This window comes from Vibrio sp. 3-2(1) (assembly GCF_963887575.1).
GTDB lineage: Bacteria > Pseudomonadota > Gammaproteobacteria > Enterobacterales > Vibrionaceae > Vibrio > Vibrio anguillarum.
This window is the reverse complement of the sequence record NZ_CAWPGB010000055.1, coordinates 208,094-226,993: the sequence shown is the minus strand read 5'-3', so window position 1 is coordinate 226,993 and position 18,900 is coordinate 208,094. Positions and strand designations below refer to the sequence as shown.

The 18,900-nt window shown below is 48.5% G+C and carries 14 protein-coding genes; 3 read left to right on the top strand and 11 right to left on the bottom strand.

The genetic code is table 11. From position 1 onward, the window contains the following. Positions 1–145: 145 nt before the first annotated feature. The 9 genes from fis to AACQ79_RS15375 form a co-directional block, all read right to left on the bottom strand. On the bottom strand, positions 146–442 hold the full coding sequence (gene fis, locus AACQ79_RS15415; RefSeq protein WP_010320338.1) for a DNA-binding transcriptional regulator Fis: 297 nt from the start codon (positions 440–442) through the stop codon (positions 146–148). Positions 443–465: 23 nt separating this feature from the next. Then, on the bottom strand, positions 466–1,434 hold the full coding sequence (gene dusB / locus AACQ79_RS15410) for a tRNA dihydrouridine synthase DusB (protein ID WP_010320339.1): 969 nt from the start codon (positions 1,432–1,434) through the stop codon (positions 466–468). Between the two features lie 139 nt (positions 1,435–1,573). Beyond that, a complete protein-coding gene (prmA, locus tag AACQ79_RS15405) occupies positions 1,574–2,461 on the bottom strand; it encodes a 50S ribosomal protein L11 methyltransferase (protein ID WP_013855808.1) in 888 nt (295 codons plus the stop codon). Between the two features lie 113 nt (positions 2,462–2,574). Further along, positions 2,575–3,921, bottom strand: a complete 1,347-nt coding sequence (gene accC / locus AACQ79_RS15400) for an acetyl-CoA carboxylase biotin carboxylase subunit (RefSeq protein ID WP_013855809.1) — start codon at positions 3,919–3,921, stop codon at positions 2,575–2,577. Between the two features lie 14 nt (positions 3,922–3,935). Further along, on the bottom strand, positions 3,936–4,391 hold the full coding sequence (gene accB / locus AACQ79_RS15395; protein WP_013855810.1) for an acetyl-CoA carboxylase biotin carboxyl carrier protein: 456 nt from the start codon (positions 4,389–4,391) through the stop codon (positions 3,936–3,938). 83 nt (positions 4,392–4,474) lie between these two features. Continuing rightward, positions 4,475–4,924 (bottom strand): type II 3-dehydroquinate dehydratase, encoded by a 450-nt coding sequence (aroQ, locus tag AACQ79_RS15390; RefSeq protein ID WP_013855811.1) that lies wholly within the window; start codon positions 4,922–4,924, stop codon positions 4,475–4,477. A gap of 285 nt (positions 4,925–5,209) precedes the next feature. Further along, positions 5,210–7,159: an acetate--CoA ligase gene (gene acs, locus AACQ79_RS15385; protein WP_170899332.1), complete on the bottom strand. Its 1,950-nt coding sequence runs from the start codon at positions 7,157–7,159 to the stop codon at positions 5,210–5,212. A gap of 141 nt (positions 7,160–7,300) precedes the next feature. Beyond that, a complete protein-coding gene (locus tag AACQ79_RS15380) occupies positions 7,301–7,933 on the bottom strand; it encodes a 3'-5' exonuclease (protein ID WP_170899331.1) in 633 nt (210 codons plus the stop codon). 13 nt (positions 7,934–7,946) lie between these two features. Beyond that, positions 7,947–9,773 (bottom strand): DUF294 nucleotidyltransferase-like domain-containing protein, encoded by a 1,827-nt coding sequence (locus AACQ79_RS15375; RefSeq protein ID WP_170899344.1) that lies wholly within the window; start codon positions 9,771–9,773, stop codon positions 7,947–7,949. A gap of 202 nt (positions 9,774–9,975) precedes the next feature. Here AACQ79_RS15375 and AACQ79_RS15370 point away from each other — a divergent pair, with 202 nt between their 5' ends. Together AACQ79_RS15370 and AACQ79_RS15365 are read left to right on the top strand one after the other, a co-directional pair. Then, a complete protein-coding gene (locus AACQ79_RS15370) occupies positions 9,976–11,166 on the top strand; it encodes a 3-phenylpropionate MFS transporter (RefSeq protein WP_094146942.1) in 1,191 nt (396 codons plus the stop codon). Positions 11,167–11,252: 86 nt separating this feature from the next. Next, the gene (locus AACQ79_RS15365; RefSeq protein WP_170899330.1) at positions 11,253–14,687 is read left to right on the top strand and encodes a PAS domain-containing hybrid sensor histidine kinase/response regulator; all 3,435 of its coding nucleotides are present in this window, start codon (positions 11,253–11,255) and stop codon (positions 14,685–14,687) included. 97 nt (positions 14,688–14,784) lie between these two features. Here AACQ79_RS15365 and AACQ79_RS15360 read toward each other — a convergent pair whose 3' ends face one another. Continuing rightward, entirely contained in the window at positions 14,785–16,488 is a 1,704-nt protein-coding gene (locus AACQ79_RS15360; protein ID WP_013855817.1) for a sodium:solute symporter family protein, read from the bottom strand. 12 nt (positions 16,489–16,500) lie between these two features. Further along, the gene (locus AACQ79_RS15355; protein WP_013855818.1) at positions 16,501–16,767 is read right to left on the bottom strand and encodes a DUF4212 domain-containing protein; all 267 of its coding nucleotides are present in this window, start codon (positions 16,765–16,767) and stop codon (positions 16,501–16,503) included. A gap of 387 nt (positions 16,768–17,154) precedes the next feature. Between AACQ79_RS15355 and AACQ79_RS15350 the strand changes: the two genes are divergently transcribed. After that, positions 17,155–18,900, top strand: a complete 1,746-nt coding sequence (locus tag AACQ79_RS15350) for a potassium/proton antiporter (RefSeq protein WP_170899329.1) — start codon at positions 17,155–17,157, stop codon at positions 18,898–18,900.

Sequence of the window (18,900 nt, the reverse complement as noted above, 5' to 3'; positions counted from 1 at the left end):
ATCAGATCTCTTTATTGCATTAATGCAAAGTAAAGCCGCCCGTTGATATTTTAGTTATCCGTTGGGTGAAAATGAAAAAACCGAGCGCAGAGGCTCGGTTTTAAAAGCGATGGTATCTAGTTGCTAGATTTGTGCAGTAGCTAGATTAGTTCATGCCGTATTTTTTTAGCTTCTTACGAAGAGTGCCGCGGTTGATGCCCATCATGGTTGCTGCGCGAGTTTGGTTACCGCGAGTGTACTGCATGATGGTGTCGAGTAGTGGCTGTTCAACTTCAGCAAGAACTAACTCGTATAGTTCTGTCACTTCTTGGCCGTTTAACTGCGCAAGGTAGTTTTTAAGAGATGCTTTAACTGAATCACGTAGTGGCTTTTGCGTGATTTGATCTTGTGAAGTTACGGTTGTTACTGTGAAAGCTTCTGAAGTCAGGTTTTGTTCGAACATATGCGGTCTAGCTCTTCTCTTAATTATGATGCAACGTTATCAAAATAACCTTCGAGCGCGTCAATTTGCAGCGGTGCTGCGTCAATAGCGTTGAAGGTACGGCGAAACTCACTCGCTTGTTCATGTTCTTTCAGATACCAACCCACATGCTTACGAGCGATGCGAGGGCCTAAATACTCACCATAGAAACTGTGGAGAGCCTGTACATGGCCAAGCATAATATCTTTCACTTCCGCAGCCGGAAGTTCAGACATCGTGGTGCCGTTTTCCAAATAGTGTTGGATTTCTTGGAAAATCCACGGGCGACCTTGGGCAGGGCGTCCAATCATTAAAGCGTCAGCGCCGGTGTAATCCAGCACGTATTTCGCCTTCTCTGGGCTATCGATATCACCGTTAGCAATAACCGGAATAGAGATGGCGTTTTTCACCGCTTTAATGCTGTCGTATTCGGCCTCGCCTTTGTACATACACGCTTTGGTTCTGCCATGCAGGGCTAAAGCTTGTATGCCGCAGTCTTCGGCTAATTTAGCGATGTAGACACAGTTTTTGTTGTCTGTGTCCCAGCCAGTACGGGTCTTTAATGTCACTGGGACATCAACGGCGTTCACCACCGCTTTCAAGATCTGTTCAATCGTCTCCGGAAATTGGAGTAAGGCTGAACCCGCTAGCTTTTTATTCACTTTTTTTGCTGGGCAACCCATGTTGATGTCGATGATCTGAGCACCGTTCTCAACACTAAATTGGGCAGCATCGGCCATAAGCTGTGGGTCGGCTCCCGCAATTTGTACCGAGCGAATGCCCGATTCGCCCTCATGTACCATACGTTGCATCGACTTTGACGTATTCCATAGAGCAGGATTAGAGGACATCATTTCACTGACGGCCATGCCTGCTCCATAGCGAAGACACAACTCTCGAAATGGTCTGTCAGTTACTCCTGCCATAGGGGCAACGATAAGATTGTTCTTAAGTTGATAGTTTCCGATTTTCAAAACGTCATCACAGTTCTGTACCAGCAAGGGCGCGCATTTTACGCATTTTTTTACTGCGTGAAAAGACTAATATTTGAGCATTTACAATTTGTTTTAGTAAATCGTATAAAATACAGTCTATTAGCACGCAAAGTCTTATCTAGCCTTGCTTGCGACCCGAGATGCGGCACCACTCATTGAGCTCAATTATCGGGTCAATGTGAAGCTCGTCACGATAATGGTTGGCAACTTCTTCGGCTTGAGTGTCTAAAACACCGGACATCGCAAGTTGGCCATTGGGCTTAAGTAACCCTTTTATCACACCATTCAGGTCACGCAGTGGGCCGGCCAAAATGTTGGCCACAACCACGTCAGCGATTAAGCCTTCAGGTTGGTCTTGTGGCAAATACACTTCAAGTTGGTCAGCTACGCCATTGCGCCCTGCGTTGTCGTTAGAAGCAAGCAGTGCTTGTGGGTCGATATCAATACCGACGACTTTGGCTGCGCCCAATTTGATCGCCGCAATGGCTAAGATGCCTGAACCACAACCAAAATCGATGACGGTTTTGCCTGTCAGATCGAGCCCTTCGAGCCACTCTAAACATAATGCGGTCGTCGGGTGAGTACCTGTACCGAATGCAAGGCCCGGGTCGAGCATTACGTTGACAGCGTCAGGCTCTGGGATTTCACGCCAGCTTGGGCAAATCCACAAACGTTGACCAAATTTCATCGGGTGGAAGTTGTCCATCCATTCACGTTCCCAGTCTTTATCTTCGAGCTGTTCAACTTTGTAGGCAAAGTCATCACTCAGCAGTTTGCTTGAGCGAATTTGGTCTATGATCCATGCGCTATCGGCTTCGGCATCATACAGCGCCAGCACGTCGGTATCGCCCCAAAGGCGAGTTTCGCCCGGAAGCGGTTCAAAAACAGGGGTATCGTGAGCATCAAGAAAAGTGACGGATACTGCGCCCGTCTCTTCCATCAGCATGTCGCCAATTGGCTCGGCATTGGCGTTAGTTGCGTTCAGTTTAATTTGAATCCAAGGCATGTCAGTTGCTCTGTTATGTCGTCAGTTGGCGCAGAGTTTAGCAGAAACTGACTCGGCTGCCGAAAACAAAAATGCTCACCGAAGTGAGCATTTGGTCTCTCGCGACGCGAAAATTAGTGCTGTAAACCCAATTTCTTCTCAAGGTAGTGGATGTTCGCTCCACCGTGTTGGAAGTTCTCATCTTGCATGATTGATTGCTGCAAGGTGATATTGGTTTTAATGCCATCGACGATCATTTCGTTTAACGCATTTTTCATGCGCGCAATCGCCACGTCACGGTTTTCACCGTAAGTGATGAGCTTGCCGATCATTGAATCGTAATGTGGCGGCACTGTGTAGCCAGCATAAATGTGCGATTCCCAACGAACGCCCATACCGCCCGGCGCGTGAAAACGTTCAATTTTGCCCGGTGAAGGGAGGAAACGAACCGGATCTTCCGCGTTGATACGGCATTCAATTGCATGGCCACGGATCTTGATGTCATCTTGGGTAAACGACAGTGGTTGACCTGCGGCGACGCGAAGCTGTTCTTTGATGAGATCAACGCCAGTGACCATTTCAGTGACTGGGTGCTCAACTTGAATACGCGTGTTCATCTCAATGAAGTAGAACTCGCCGTTTTCGTATAGGAACTCAAACGTACCGGCACCACGATAGCCAATTTCGAGACAAGCGCGAGTACAACGTTCACCGATGTATTTACGCATCTCTTCGGTAATGCCTGGTGCAGGAGCTTCTTCAACCACTTTTTGATGACGACGCTGCATTGAGCAGTCACGTTCACCAAGGTGAATGGCGCCACCTTGACCATCCGCAATAATTTGTACTTCAACGTGACGTGGGTTTTCTAGGAATTTTTCCATGTAAACCATGTCATTGTTGAACGCCGCTTTGGCTTCGGCACGTGTCATTGCGATCGCTTGGGTGAGTTCATTTTCGCTACGAACCACGCGCATACCACGACCGCCGCCGCCGCCAGAAGCTTTGATGATCACAGGGTAGCCAATACGTTTCGCATGAGCTTTGTTTTTGACCTCATCGCCATCCAGTGGGCCGTCAGAACCCGGCACACAAGGAACGCCCGCTTTTTTCATTGCGCTGATGGCTGACACTTTGTCACCCATCATGCGAATGGTATCGGCTTTCGGGCCAACAAAAATGAAGCCTGAACGCTCGACTTGTTCAGCAAAGTCGGCGTTTTCAGAAAGAAAACCGTAACCGGGGTGAATTGCTACTGCGCCAGTTACTTCTGCTGCAGAAATAATGCGTGGAATGTTTAAGTAGCTGTCAATACCACGAGCTGGGCCAATACAGATGGTTTCGTCGGCCAGCAGTACGTGTTTTAAATCACGATCGGCAGTTGAGTGCACGGCAACAGTTTTGATACCAAGCTCTTTACATGCGCGCAGAATACGAAGTGCAATTTCACCTCGATTCGCGATGACTAATTTATCTAACATAAAGCAAACCTCGATTATTCGATAACAACAAGCGGTTGGTCGAATTCAACGGTCTGGCCGTCTTCAAGTAGGATTGCCGTAACGATACCTGCTTTATCGGCTTCGATTTGGTTCATCATTTTCATCGCTTCAACGATGCATAGTGTGTCACCGACTGAAACACTTTGACCGACTTCGATGAACGCTTTTGAATCTGGACTTGGTGAGCGGTAGAAAGTACCGACCATTGGCGAAAGTACTTGGTGACCTTTTGGCGCTACAGGCGCGGCGGCTTCAGCCGTTGGCGCAGGGGCAGCGACTGGCGCGGCTTGTTGTGCTGGCGCTGGTGCAGCGTAATGCATCTGAGCCATCTGTACTGGCGCAGTGTTACGACTGATGCGTACCGATTCTTCACCTTCAGAGATTTCTAGTTCAGAAATGCCAGATTCTTCTACCAGTTCGATAAGCTTCTTGATTTTACGAATATCCATCTTTTCTTTCTCTTTATCTTGTGAATACGTCAGCCCTTAAGGTTGGGCCGTAGAGTGTTTGTTTGTCGTTGATCGTCTGTGGGTTATTTTGCCTGTAGCGCTTTTATGGCAGCTGCAAGAGCAAATTCATAACCTTGTGCACCTAACCCGCAAATCACCCCTTGCGCCTTATCCGACAGATAGGAGTGGTGGCGAAAAGGTTCACGTGCGTGAACGTTGGATAGATGCACTTCAATAAATGGGATGGCGACACCCAATAACGCATCGCGCAGTGCCACACTGGTGTGCGTCAATGCGGCGGGATTAATGATGATGAAGTCGACCTTGCCGTAAGCGGCATGGATGGCTTCGATCAGCTCATATTCGCGGTTCGATTGAAGATGTTCTAACTCAATATCTGCTTTTTGCGCTTGTTCGCGTAATGTCTCGACAATGTGCGCTAAGGTGTCAGAACCATAATGTGCAGGTTCACGTAGCCCTAACAGGTTAAGATTTGGCCCATTTAAGACCAGAATGCGAGATTTAGCAGTCATTGTGTCGACATCTCCCTATATCGTGAAACGAATATTAATATTCCCATATTATTCTTAGGTCAGAGTGAATTTTTCGTCAAAAATTCCCTGAATTTAAGAAATTGCCCAAGATTATAGCTAATTCAGCGCAAATGGCAGCAATTTACTGGTCTTATCAGATAGTTTACTCATTTAATTCTGCAACCGAGTTAACAGAATGAGAAGAACTGAGAGGGAAAGAAAAAGCCGCCACAAGTGTGACGGCTTAATCATCTCAATGCCTCGCGGCAGGTAGAATCGTTAGCGTTAAGACAATTCTGCTTTTTCGGCGATCAATTTATCCACTACGCTAGGATCGGCCAGTGTCGAGGTATCGCCCAAATTGCTGGTGTCGCCGGTGGCGATTTTACGCAAAATACGGCGCATGATTTTGCCAGAACGGGTTTTGGGCAGTGAATCGGTCCAGTGCAGTACATCGGGCGTTGCAATTGGGCCAATCTCTTTTCGTACCCAATCTTTGACCTCTTTGTGCAACTCGGCACTGGGGTAGACGCCATCATTTAAGGTGATGTAAGCATAAATGGCTTGGCCTTTAATATCGTGTGGTACGCCGACAATTGCCGCTTCTGCAATTTTATCAAAAGCAACCAAAGCTGATTCAATTTCCGCGGTGCCCATGCGGTGGCCAGAAACGTTTAACACGTCATCCACGCGGCCCGTTATCCAGTAGTAGCCATCCTCATCGCGGCGTGCGCCATCACTGGTGAAATACATACCTTTGAAGGTTGAAAAATAGGTTTGTTCAAAACGGTCATGATCGCCATAAACGGTGCGCATTTGACCCGGCCATGAATCTAAAATAACCAAGTTACCTTCGGCAGCCCCTTCAATGATGTTGCCCATGTTATCGACCAAGGCTGGTTGCACGCCAAAAAATGGCCGTGTGGCCGAACCCGGTTTAAGTGCTGTCGCGCCCGGCAGTGGCGTAATTAAAATGCCACCCGTTTCGGTTTGCCACCATGTGTCGACAATCGGTGATTTCTCGTTGCCGATGGTTTTGTAGTACCACTCCCACGCTTCTGGGTTAATTGGTTCTCCCACCGAACCCATAATGCGCAAACTGGTGCGTGACGTCTCTTTGACGGCTTCATTGCCTTTCGCCATCAAGGCGCGAATAGCGGTCGGCGCAGTGTAAAGAATGTTGACTTGGTGTTTATCCACCACTTGACTCATGCGGTTGGTGTCTGGGTAGTTGGGGACCCCTTCAAACAGAACGGTTTTTGCACCATTGGCCAAAGGACCGTAAACCAAGTAGGTGTGGCCAGTGATCCAGCCCACATCGGCGGTACACCAAAACACTTCGCCCGGCTGATAGTCAAACACATATTTGAAGGTCATCGCCGCGTAAACAAGGTAGCCACCGGTTGTGTGCAGCACACCTTTGGGTTTACCCGTTGAACCAGAGGTGTAGAGGATGAAGAGGGGATCTTCCGCTTTCATGGCTTCGGCTGGGCAGTGGTCGGAAGCTTTTGCGGTCGCTTCATGCCACCACACATCACGATGTTCGTGCCAGTCAATTTGGCCACCAGTGCGTTTAAACACGATGACTTTGCTGATGTTTTTCACTTCAGGGTGGGTCAAGGCTTCATCGACGTTTTTCTTCAAGGGCACAGCGCGACCGCCACGTACACCTTCGTCGGCAGTGATGACTATTTTGGAATCGGAATCAATGATGCGACCGGAAAGGGCTTCCGGTGAAAAGCCACCAAACACCACAGTGTGCACTGCGCCAATTCGAGTACAAGCGAGCATCGCAACGGCTGCTTCTGGCACCATTGGCATGTAAAGACAGACCACATCTCCTTTGCGTACTCCTTGATCTTTTAACACATTAGAAAAGCGACACACTTGTTGATGGAGTTCGTTAAAGGTGAGGGTTTTATCGTCAGCCGGATCGTCACCTTCCCAGATAATCGCCACTTCATCACCACGAGTGGCAAGGTGGCGATCGATGCAGTTAGCGGAGACGTTTAATGTGCCGTCTTCAAACCAGCGAATATCTACATGGCCAGTATCAAACGAGGTTTGTTTCACTTGAGTGAAAGGCTTAATCCAATCCACAATCTTGCCGTGTTCACTCCAGAAGCCTTCTGGGTCGGTCACTGATTGTTGGTACATCGCTAGGTAAGTGTCATTATCCGCATGTGTTTTGGCTTTGATGTTCTCTTTTACCGGATAAACGTGGGCTTCACTCATTGCTTTTCTCCTTGTGAATTCGAACAATTTCCCTGTTGATTGGCGATCAAATTGCGCTGAAAGGAAAATCTGTATGTGGGTAACTGTCAGTCAGAGTGCGATTTTCTACAATTAGACTTTAGGATGAGTGTGGGGTAAGTGCTAGCGCGAGTAAGGTGCAACAAAGGGAGGTAGATCACCTTTGGTCAAGCGCACAAACACTAATGCCGCGGCGATGGCATCTTGCAGCGCGTCGTGTTTATCCTGAATCGGCAAGTCGAGATGGCGACAAATCGCCTCTAAGCTGAGGTCGATGTACGCGTTCGGCAGCATTCTCTCTAACTGATCATGATAGATCTGACTTACCTCGATGAGAGCATTGGGCAGCGGAAAGCCTAAATGTCGCCGACAAGCGAGGTCGAGGATTTTCTTGTCATAACGAATGTGGTAGCCCACTAAAGGTCGGTTGCCGATAAAGTCTAATAGGTGTGTGATGGCCTCTTGCTCGTCGATGCCATCGACCAGATCTTGATGGCGAATTTTGTGGATTTTGACTGAACCCGAGTCGAGCGATTGTGGCGCGCTCAAACGCACTTCAAATGGCTGGCTGGTTAAAATACGGTTGTCGATAATTTTGGTGGCGGCAATCGTCACTAACTCGGCGCGATTCGGGTCAAGGCTGGTGGTTTCGCAATCGAGCGATACATATTCCCCTTGCATCGGCGTTGCAAACAGCGGCCGATAAGGCGAGTCTTTTAGTTTGTGAAACCAATAATGGCGTGTAAACCAATTCAATTTTCAGACTCCACTATTCGCGAATTTGATAGTGATAGCCAAGCCACTGCTTGAATTTTTTCACCACGTGTAAACTGTGCCTGAGCAGGTCACGCTCGGTTCGGTCGAGCTGTTTTAAATCGAGTTTATTGGTGCTGTGTTGATTGCTCAGTTGCTGAGCTAAGCGCAATTTAAAGAACTGTTTGAGCGCTTCACTGAGATTATCGGCGGTTTCTTTTTCCAAAACCCGTTGCTCTACTAGCGCCTCGATGCGTTCAAAGGTGTTGTTTTGTTGAACTTGATGTTCAAGGCTTAGGGCGCGAATGCCATGCACAATCGGGAAAATGCCACCTTGTTTAATATCTAAGCCAGATTTGGAGTGTTTCACAGTGCCAAACAGCGTGAGTGGCACAGAAAAGCTCAGCGCGGGGCGAGTAAACTCCATCAAAATCAATTCTTGGTCGGCCATTAAATGGCTCAAGTGCTGTTTAATAGGGGCCAATAAGTGTTTGTTGCCCGCGACGGCGTGTGCGTCGGCCATGATCGCAATGTCCATCACTTGCTCGGGTTTGGCCGCTTTCACCCATTGGCTAAGCGTGGTTTTCCACTCAGTTTGGCTTTTAACCCATTTCGGATTATTGACCATCACATTGCCCGGACAAAGCGGATAGCCGAGCTGCTGTAAGGTGTGGGTGAGTGTGTCCATGACCACACCCATTTGATGCCACTGCAAGCCATCTTTGATGATCAGCGCGTTATCTTGGTCGGTTTTGAGGATCTGCTCTCCACGGCCTTCGGAGCCGAGTACGATCAAGCAGCAGTGATCATGCAGCGCGGGCGGCACAACCAAATGAAAGGCTTTTTCGATGATCTGTTCATTGACCGCTGAAATCAGCTCCATAATAAAACGAGTGCGAATGCCATTGTTGATTAGGCTTTCAACCAGTTGCCGCTGTTTGTTGGAGGCGAGAGCTAGCTCTTCCACGCAGTTGGCGCGAGCAATACTTAACGTCAGCACGTGAGAATGAGTGGAGAAAGCACTGAGAATTTGTGTCATGTCCAGCATACCAACGGCTTGATGGCCATCGCACACCATCACCCGTTTTATGCGGTTGCGCGTCATGGCGATCATCGCATTAAACAGAAAATCGCCATCGTTGATATGCAGCACAGGAAAGGTAGCAATTTCCCCAACAGGGGTATCGAGCGAGTGGTTATCGAGCATGACGGAATGCAGCATATTGGTGCGCGTGACGATAGCATAGGGGGACGCACTGGGGTTTTCGATTAAGCGTTGATCATGCTCGGCAAGACGAACTAAGGCTGCATCAACTCCGTTATCGCGTAATTGCTGGGTCACTTGGTTGAGCGGTTGATCTGGGTTTAAAATCATCGGTGGATGGTAAATTGAGTCATCCACCTTAGTTAAAATAAATTCAGCTAAATTCTTCTGCTGGTGTGCTACATCAAGCAAAGCTTGGCGTTTGGCGAGGTTATTGTCGAAGTAGGCGGCGAACTGACCGTTGTCATTATACAGTTCGAGAAAGACCGCTTTCGGCAGAAGATAACTTAAGGTGTCTTCCAGCGCCACGTACTGATGCTTGGCTTTTTCTTCAAACAGCGCGCGTACATCAAACATGTCATCGTTGGCGTAGTGAGCAAAAATCTCTTTGCCATCTGGCGAGCGTTCTTCGACCGCGCCTTTGATCAGTACGTGTAGATACACGCTGGGTCTGTCACTGGCCTGCAGCAGATCGTTGCTACGAAAATACGCCACATCCAAGGATGAGCGAAGTCGCTGTTGCTGCGGCGGTGTTAAGCGGTCAAAGGGCGGTGACTGCATGTTGAATTTGTCAGGCATAACGATCGTCACTCAGAAGAAATTCCTATCTAAGTGTGACAAAAATCGCCACTACCTCCAGACGACTTTGGTCTAATGAGTGATATGACCCGCAAGGTTGTGAATAAGGAAACAGATTTATCAGTAAACTTCCCTTTTTAGAATCTTAAACTGCCTGCATAATACGGCCGTTTTCTCTCCCTCGTTTTGTTCAGGATGAATCATGCTTAACCCCTCTCCATATGGTTGGATATCGCAGTACTTTATTGGTTTCTTCTTTGCGTATGGTGTCTATTTGCCATTTTGGGCGCTGTGGTTTGAAAACCAAGGCGTATCAGCAACCGATATCGGCGTATTAATCGGTATGGGCTTTGCTACGCGTTGCGTCGCTAATTTGGTGATTACGCCGCGTATCCATAAGGCCGAGCTTCTTCTACCAGCACTGCGTTGGTTAAGTTTGGCGGCGTTTTTATTTATTGGTTTTCACTTCTTTACGGGCGGCAGTTTCTGGCTGATGGCGTTAGCTACTGTGTTGTTTAACCTTTGCTGTGGCCCCGTGGTGCCGCTATCCGATGCGATGGCTAACTATTATGCGCGCTTAAAAATGCTCGATTATGGTCGCACCCGCTTATGGGGGTCGGTGGCTTTTATCGCTGGTTCTACCGTGGTTGGCGTACTTGTGGCACGTTATGGTTCTGACATGATCCTCTACACCGCCTTGGCTGGGGTATTTGTTTCGCTACTGATTAGCTTGCGCAATCCCAACCCAATGCCCGTGACGGTTGGTGATGCACATGCCGTCCGGCCGAAACTGACGCAGTTATTGCGTGAGTGGCCAGTGATAAAATTCTTGATTTTAGCGGCGCTGATCCAAGGCAGTCACGCGGCGTATTACAGTTTCAGTTCGATTCACTGGAAAGCGGCGGGGCATTCGGAAGAGCTGATTGGCTATTTATGGAGCCTTGGGGTTGCCGCTGAAGTCGCGGTATTTGCGCTCAGCAAACGCCTTTTTTCAGGCTGGTCACTACGCACATTATTTGTTGTCGCGTCGATTGGGGTTGTGGTGCGTTGGACGTTAATGGCGTCGACCACCGCGCTGCTTGCGCTAGGGACGATTCAACTGCTACATGGGGTGACGTTTGCGATGGCGCATATAGCGGCGATTCAATACATTCAGCACGCACCGCAAAGCAAAATGGTGGCTATGCAAGCGCTGTATAATGCCATTCCACTTGGGGCATTTATTGCTTTGATGACCACCTTGAGTGGCTGGGGTTATGAACGCTGGGGCGCTAATGTATTTTGGGCGATGGCGGCAATGGGCATCTTGGCGCTGTTGATTAAAGTCGAACCCACATCATCCAATGAGTCAGGTACTGAGGTAATGAAAGCAGCGCCTGAAGCACAGAATTAACCTTAACTGATTGAGATTAAAAATTATCCTTAGTTAAATGAAGCCTCTTCTTTGAAGAGGCTTTTTTGAACCGATAAGGATATCAAATGCAAGGATGGATCGTCGTTCCCGTTTCGCTCGCTTACTTAGGCGTGCTGTTTCTCGTCGCTTGGTATGGTGATAGGCAAAGCCAATGGCTGGCGAAATGGCGACCGTGGATCTACAGCTTATCGATCGCGGTTTATTGCACCTCTTGGACTTTTTACGGCACTGTCGGTCAAGCGGCTAGCAACCCTTGGTCATTTCTGCCTATCTACATTGCGCCTATTTTAGTGTTTACCCTTGGCTGGCGTATGTTGGCGCGGCTGATTTTGATCGCGAAGCGCGAACATATTACCTCCATCGCCGATTTTATTGCTGCTCGCTACGGAAAATCGCAAGGATTAGCGGTAACCGTAACTTTGATTGCCGTGGTGGGCATTTTACCTTACATCGCCTTGCAACTGCGCGGCATCACTATGGGGCTTGAGATTGTCGCCCCCAACCTCGCTACGCAATTTGGTTATCAGAATTATCACGTCTCGTGGTTTGTGGTCGCGGCTTTAGCGCTATTTACCATGCTGTTTGGTACACGGCATATTGATAACACCGAGCACCACCGCGGCATGATGATGGCGATTGCGTTTGAATCTATTGTTAAATTGGTCGCTTTTTTAACCGTGGGCGGTTTCATCATTTATCTGGCTTCAAGCCGTGAAACGGTTGATCTAAGTGCGATTGCTCAGCAGACGTATCAAGCGCCCAACTGGCCAACGCTGTTGATCCACACCGTATTAACCATGATGGCGATCATCTGCTTACCGCGTCAGTTTCATACCATGGTGGTAGAAAATGAACGCGCGCAAGATCTACACACGGCGCGCTGGTTATTTCCTCTTTACCTGACTTTGATGGGGTTATTTGTTCTACCTATTGCATGGGTTGGGCAAAGTTTGTTAAGCGGCAGCCCTGCCGATACTTATGTACTCAGCGTGCCTATGTCGGTGGGCGCAGAGCAGATAGCCTTACTGGCGTTTTTAGGTGGCACATCAGCGGCCAGCGGCATGGTGATTGTCTCGACCATCGCATTGGCTATCATGGTTTCTAATGATTTGGTGATGCCGCTTCTGCTGCGCCGCATGCGCTTAACTCAGCGCAACTACCGTCATTTATCTGGGTTGTTGCTCAACATCCGTCGCGGGTTGATTCTGTTGCTGCTGCTTGGTGCTTGGGGCTTTTATCAGGCGTTGGATGCGATTGGTTCTTTATCGGCGATCGGTTTTCTCTCATTTGCGGCGATTACCCAATTTGCCCCTTCATTGATTGGTGGCATGTACTGGCGTGAAGGAAACCGCAAAGGCGTTTATGTTGGATTGGCGGTCGGTTTTACTGTGTGGCTAGTAACTTTAATGAGCCAAACCGACATGCTGGCGGGCGATGCACAAAGTAACGTTCTGTTATGGATGATCACCCCGCCGGATTGGTTGGTGCAGATGGGGCTGAAAAACTCAGATTGGGGCATGATGCTCAGTGTTGCACTCAACACATTCTGCTACGTTGTTGTCTCTATGGTGACTCGTCCGAGTTTGAGTGAGCGTTTACAATCGGCCTCTTTTGTCGGTACGCCGCTGCCTGAGAGTGAGAATCTCAGCTTGTATCAAAGCCGCGTGACAGTGGCTGAGCTTGAAATGTTGGCCGCCCGTTTTGTGGGGCGCACTCGCGTTCGCACTGCTTTTCGCCAATATTGGAGCCAGCAGAGAGAGACGTTACTACCTAACCAACAAGCGCCATCTACCTTAATCCGTCATACAGAAAGAGTGCTGGCGGGGGTGTTTGGTGCTTCTTCAGCCAAATTGGTGCTCACTTCCGCGCTGCAAGGACGCAACATGCAGCTTGAGGAAGTGGCGACCATTGTTGATGAAGCATCCGAGCTGTACGACTTTAGTCGCGGCTTATTGCAAGGGGCCATTGAGCATATTGGTCAAGGAATTACCGTGGTCGATAAAAAGCTACGGCTGGTGGCGTGGAATCAACGCTATCTCGAACTGTTTGAGTTTCCCGCTGGGCTGATTCAAGTGGGGAGGCCGATTGCGGATGTGATACGGCACAACGCGCAACACGGATTATGCGGCCCTGGTGACCCAGAGGATCACGTGCGGCGGCGGGTGTATCACCTTGAGCAAGGAACCAGACACACCTCGGCGCGTATTCGTCCTGATGGACGAGTTATTGAAGTGCAAGGCAACCCGATGCCGGGCGGCGGATTTGTGATGAGCTTTAGCGACATCACCGTTTTTCGCGAAGCGGAGCAGGCATTAAAAGAGGCCAATGAAACCTTGGAAGAGCGCGTGCACCAACGAACCCTAGAGCTTGAAACCCTCAACAAACGCTTGGTGGCGGCAACTCAAAAATCAGACCAAGAATCGCAATCAAAATCGCGCTTTTTGGCCGCTGTCAGCCACGATTTAATGCAGCCGTTGAACGCTGCGCGCCTGTTTGCCTCTTCGCTCTCGGAGGTGGCCAAAGAGACGGAAGTGAAAACGTTGGCGGGTTATATAGAGAGTGCTCTGGGCGCGGCTGAAGATCTGATTGGTGATTTGCTGGATATTTCACGTTTAGAGTCCGGCAAGCTCGATGTGCATTCTCATAGCTTTGCTATTAATGATGTATTTTCGAATCTTAACGCTGAATTTAGCGCCTTAGCTAAGCAGCAAGGGATTGATTTTAAAGTGATCCCATCCTCGCTCTATGTGATGTCTGACCCTAAATTATTGCGTCGCGTGGTACAAAACTTTCTCACTAACGCGTTTCGCTATAACCCTAAAGGTAAAGTGGTGTTGGGTGTACGTCGAGTGCGAGATCAGGTCAGGATTGATGTTTGGGATAATGGCATTGGTATCGAGCAAGATAAGCAGCAAGAAATCTTCGAAGAGTTTAACCGTGGTAGCCAAGTCCGTTCGGACCAAGGTTTGGGGCTCGGTTTAGCGATTTCAAAAGGCATTGCATATGTGCTGGGTCATGAAATTTCGATGCGCTCTTGGCATGGAAAAGGCAGCGTGTTTTCGCTCTCTTTGACGCGCGCTGAAGCTGTCAAACAGGCTCCGACCCTGGCGATAGAGCAAGGTATGCCATCTGATCTAAATCATCTGCGCGTACTGTGTGTGGACAACGAAGCTGATATTTTAGTCGGCATGAACGATCTGCTCGCAAGGTGGGGGTGTGATGTCAAAGTAGCAGCGGACTTACTGCAAAGTCTGAAAGCATTAGAAAACAATTGGTTGCCTGATGTTATTTTGTCGGATTACCGCTTAGATAATGGTCGCACTGGTTTAGAAGTGTTGCAGCAGTGTCGCTTGCGGCTTGGAGATAGCTTTGAAGGGGTCATCATCAGCGCTGATCGCACTGAAGAGATGATGGATGCGATTAAATCCAATGGCTTTAGCTTTATTCCCAAACCGATAAAACCACTCAAACTGCGCGCGCTGTTGAATCGAGTCAGTTAAGCATGCAGCATAAAGCCGATGCGTGGGCATCGGCTTTATGGTTGTTATCACACTTCACTGCGGAGCGAACATCGAGCATGACGCTCGCAGGTGAAGATTAGTGGTCGTGAGCTTGCCCCGCGCCTTTCGGGAAGCGGATTGACTCCACCATTTCTTGCACTTCGGTTGGAACTTCTGCGGTAAATTTATTCACCACAATCGATACCACGAAGTTCAAACACATACCTAACGTACCAATGCCTTCAGGGCTGATACCAAACAACCAGTTATCTGGCGTGCTGGCTGCCGGGTTAATGAATTTGAAGTAGATGATGTAGGTTGCAGTAAAGATAATCCCTGCGACCATGCCCGCGATCGCGCCTTCTTTATTCATCTTCTTGTAGAAGATGCCCAAAATAATGGCCGGGAAGAAGGAGGCGGCTGCCAAGCCGAAGGCAAACGCCACCACCTGAGCCACAAAACCCGGTGGGTTAATGCCTAGGTAACCAGCACCCACAATCGCAATGATGGCGGCTAAGCGTGCAGCTAGCAGCTCTTGTTTATCGGTCATGTTTGGTTTGAAGCCTTTCTTCAATAAGTCGTGAGAAATTGACGTTGAGATAACCAATAAAAGACCTGCAGCTGTCGAAAGCGCAGCTGCTAAACCCCCAGCTGCGAGTAAGCCAACCACCCAGTTTGGCAGTTTTGCCAGTTCAGGAGACGCCAATACGATGATGTCACGGTTAATGTTCATCTCGTTGCGCTCATCGCCAGAGTAGAACATACGACCGTCGTTGTTCTTATCTTTCCAGCTTACAAGGCCAGTATTCTCCCAGTTCTTAAACCAAGTAGGCGCGTCTGTTGCGGGTACGCCTTGCATGTCTGGGCCATTAATGGTCTCAATCATGTTCACGCGAGCAAAAGCAGCAACACCTGGCGCTGTGGTATATAGCAAAGAGATGAACAGCAATGCCCAACCTGCTGAGATACGCGCATCACGCACTTTAGGCACAGTGAAGAAGCGAATAATGACGTGAGGAAGACCAGCAGTACCCACCATCAAGGCTGCGCAGATAAAGAACACGTCAACCGTGCTCTTGTTGCCTTCGGTATAAGCGGTGAAGCCGAGCTCTTGAGTTAAGCCATCGAGTTTATCGAGTAGGTAAACATCGGTACCAGTAATGGTTGAGCCCATACCAATTTGTGGCAGAGGGTTACCTGTCATCATGATCGAGGTGAAAATGGCGGGAACAAGGAAGGCGAAAATGAGCACGCAGAATTGTGCAACTTGCGTATAAGTGATGCCTTTCATGCCACCGAGTACCGCATAGAAGAACACGATCCCCATACCGATGACGATACCAACGTTAATATCCACTTCGAGGAAACGAGAGAATACCACGCCGACGCCGCGCATTTGCCCCGCAACATAAGTAAACGAGATAAAGATGGCGCAAAATACCGCCACCATGCGCGCGGTTTTTGAGTAGTATCGCTCACCGATAAAATCTGGCACGGTGAACTGGCCAAATTTACGCAAATAAGGTGCAAGGCAAAGTGCCAATAACACATAGCCGCCTGTCCAGCCCATCAAGTACACGGTACCATCATAGCCAATGAACGAGATGATACCCGCCATTGAGATAAATGAAGCGGCTGACATCCAGTCCGCTGCGGTTGCCATGCCGTTGGCAACAGGGTGAACACCACCGCCAGCAACATAGAATTCACTGGTCGATCCTGCACGGGCCCAAATGGCAATGCCGATATAGAGTGCAAACGTAATACCGACCAGAATAAACGTCCAAGTTTGAATATCCATTTCGTAAACCTCTTAGTCTTCCTGCACGTTGTATTTCTTGTCGAGCGCATTCATGCGCACAACGTAAATAAAGATCAAGGCGACAAAGGTATAGATGGACCCTTGTTGTGCGAACCAGAACCCTAGTTTGAACCCGCCTAAATGAATCGTATTCAGTGCGTCGACGAAAAGAACGCCTGCACCATATGATACCAAGAACCACACTGCCAGCAGTGAGCCCATAATTCCCAAGTTTTCCTTCCAGTAGGCTTGAGCATGTTCGGTTGATTGGAACGCCATGACCTTCTCCTTCGGTTTGTATATCGTAGTGTTAATTTAATGTTACGAAATTAAGATAGCAGTGAAAGGGTGGTGGGTCTGTGCAACTTTAGTCGGGAGGTTGTTTTTTCCAATTCATTGTAACTAAATGAAATTCCTCAATTTAGAAGGCCTTTCTTATGTTGATTAAATGTTAAATTAGCCAAAAGTATAAGATCATAAGCTCTTGATTGGAAAATCGCTCATGGCGAGTTAACGATTTTTTATGTGGTTGGTTATTCATGCCGCGATAAAAACGATCAATGTTTACATAAAGTTGTCTTAAAAACGGATTAAACTAAGGCACAATGGAACGCGTATTTATGTTGGTTATTCAATCAATAATAATTAAATCAATAAGGAAGGAATATGGATGCAATCGCTATCAATGGTTTTTTTCTCGTAGGTGCTTTGCTGATTGCATTAAGTGTGTTGTTAAGTCCAGTCTCTTCTAAGTTAGGAATTCCTATTCTGCTCGTTTTTTTATTGGTGGGTATGTTAGCTGGGGAGGATGGCCCCGGTGGCATCTTATTTGATAATTATCCGATTGCTTATTTAGTCAGTAACTTAGCGCTTGCCATCATCCTATTAGATGGCGGCATGCGTACCCGTGTTGCCAGTTTTCGGATTGCCTTTTGGCCGTCAGTCTCGTTAGCGACGTTTGGGGTGGCGATCACCACCATTCTCACCGGCTTGATGGCGGCATGGCTGTTTAATTTGGAATTGCTGCAAGGTATTTTGGTGGGTGCGATTGTTGGCTCAACCGATGCGGCGGCGGTTTTTTCCCTGCTGAAAGGACGAAGCTTGAATGAGCGCGTCGGTTCAACGTTAGAGATTGAATCGGGCACTAACGATCCAATGGCGGTGTTTTTAACCGTGACATTAATTGCGGTACTGGGTAGCCAAGGCGATGATCTCAGCGCAGGATTCTTGCTGCTGAGTTTTATCCAGCAATTTGGCCTCGGGGCTTTATTTGGATTAGCCGGAGGTTGGCTGCTCTGGAAGCTGATTAATAGCAATCAACTTCCAGAAGGGCTCTACTCCATTTTGGCCATCAGTGGCGGTTTGATTATCTTTGCACTGTCCAATTCACTCGGCGGCAGTGGTATTTTATCCATCTACTTGACGGGTTTATTGCTGGGCAATAAACCGACCCGTTGCCGCTATTCCATTTTGAACGTACTGGATGGGATGACGTGGCTTAGCCAAATTGGCATGTTCTTGGTACTTGGGTTATTGGTCACACCTTCAGAATTGCTGAGCATTGCTGTGCCGGGCTTTGCGCTCGCCTTTGGTATGATTTTGTTTGCGCGCCCCATTTCTGTATGGATTGGTTTATTGCCATTCAAAGCATTTACTGCGCGTGAAAAGTGGTTTATCTCTTGGGTTGGACTGCGCGGCGCAGTACCCATTATTTTAGCGGTTTTCCCAATGATGGCGGGTTTACCGAATGCGCAGCTCTATTTTAACTTAGCCTTCTTCGTGGTGATGGTGTCGCTAGTGGTACAAGGGGGGACCTTGATGAAAGCGGCCGCTTTGGCTCGCGTTGAACTACCGCCCAAACCTGAGCCAATTTCACGTACCGGTGTTGAGATATACCCGTGCAGCGAATGGGAAATGTTGGTCTATAAACTCAAACAAGATAAATGGTGTATTGGTGAGCCATTACGCAACCTCTCTATGCCTGAAGGAACACGTATTACCGCCGTGTTTCGTGACGAGCAACTGCTTCACCCATCGGGCAGCACTAAGTTGCAAGAGGGCGATGTCTTGTGCGTGTTAGCACAGGAGAAAGATCTCGAATCACTGAGCAACCTATTTAGTGAAGCGCCAGAAAAAGCCTCGTTAGAGCGCTTCTTTGGTGACTTCTTTTTGGATGTGGATGCAAAACTCGTTGATGTCGCAGTCTACTATGGTTTGACGATTGAGCACCTCAATCAAGAGATGACGCTCAACGATTTGCTGATCCAAGAGCTCGGAGCCACACAAGTACTGGGTGACCATTTTGAATGGCAAGGTCTGTATCTGGTGGTAGCGGATGTGGCCGATTGGCAAGCAACCAAAGTCGGTTTACGATTACCTTTAGAAGAGACGTTAGATGAAGCGAGCGAGTAG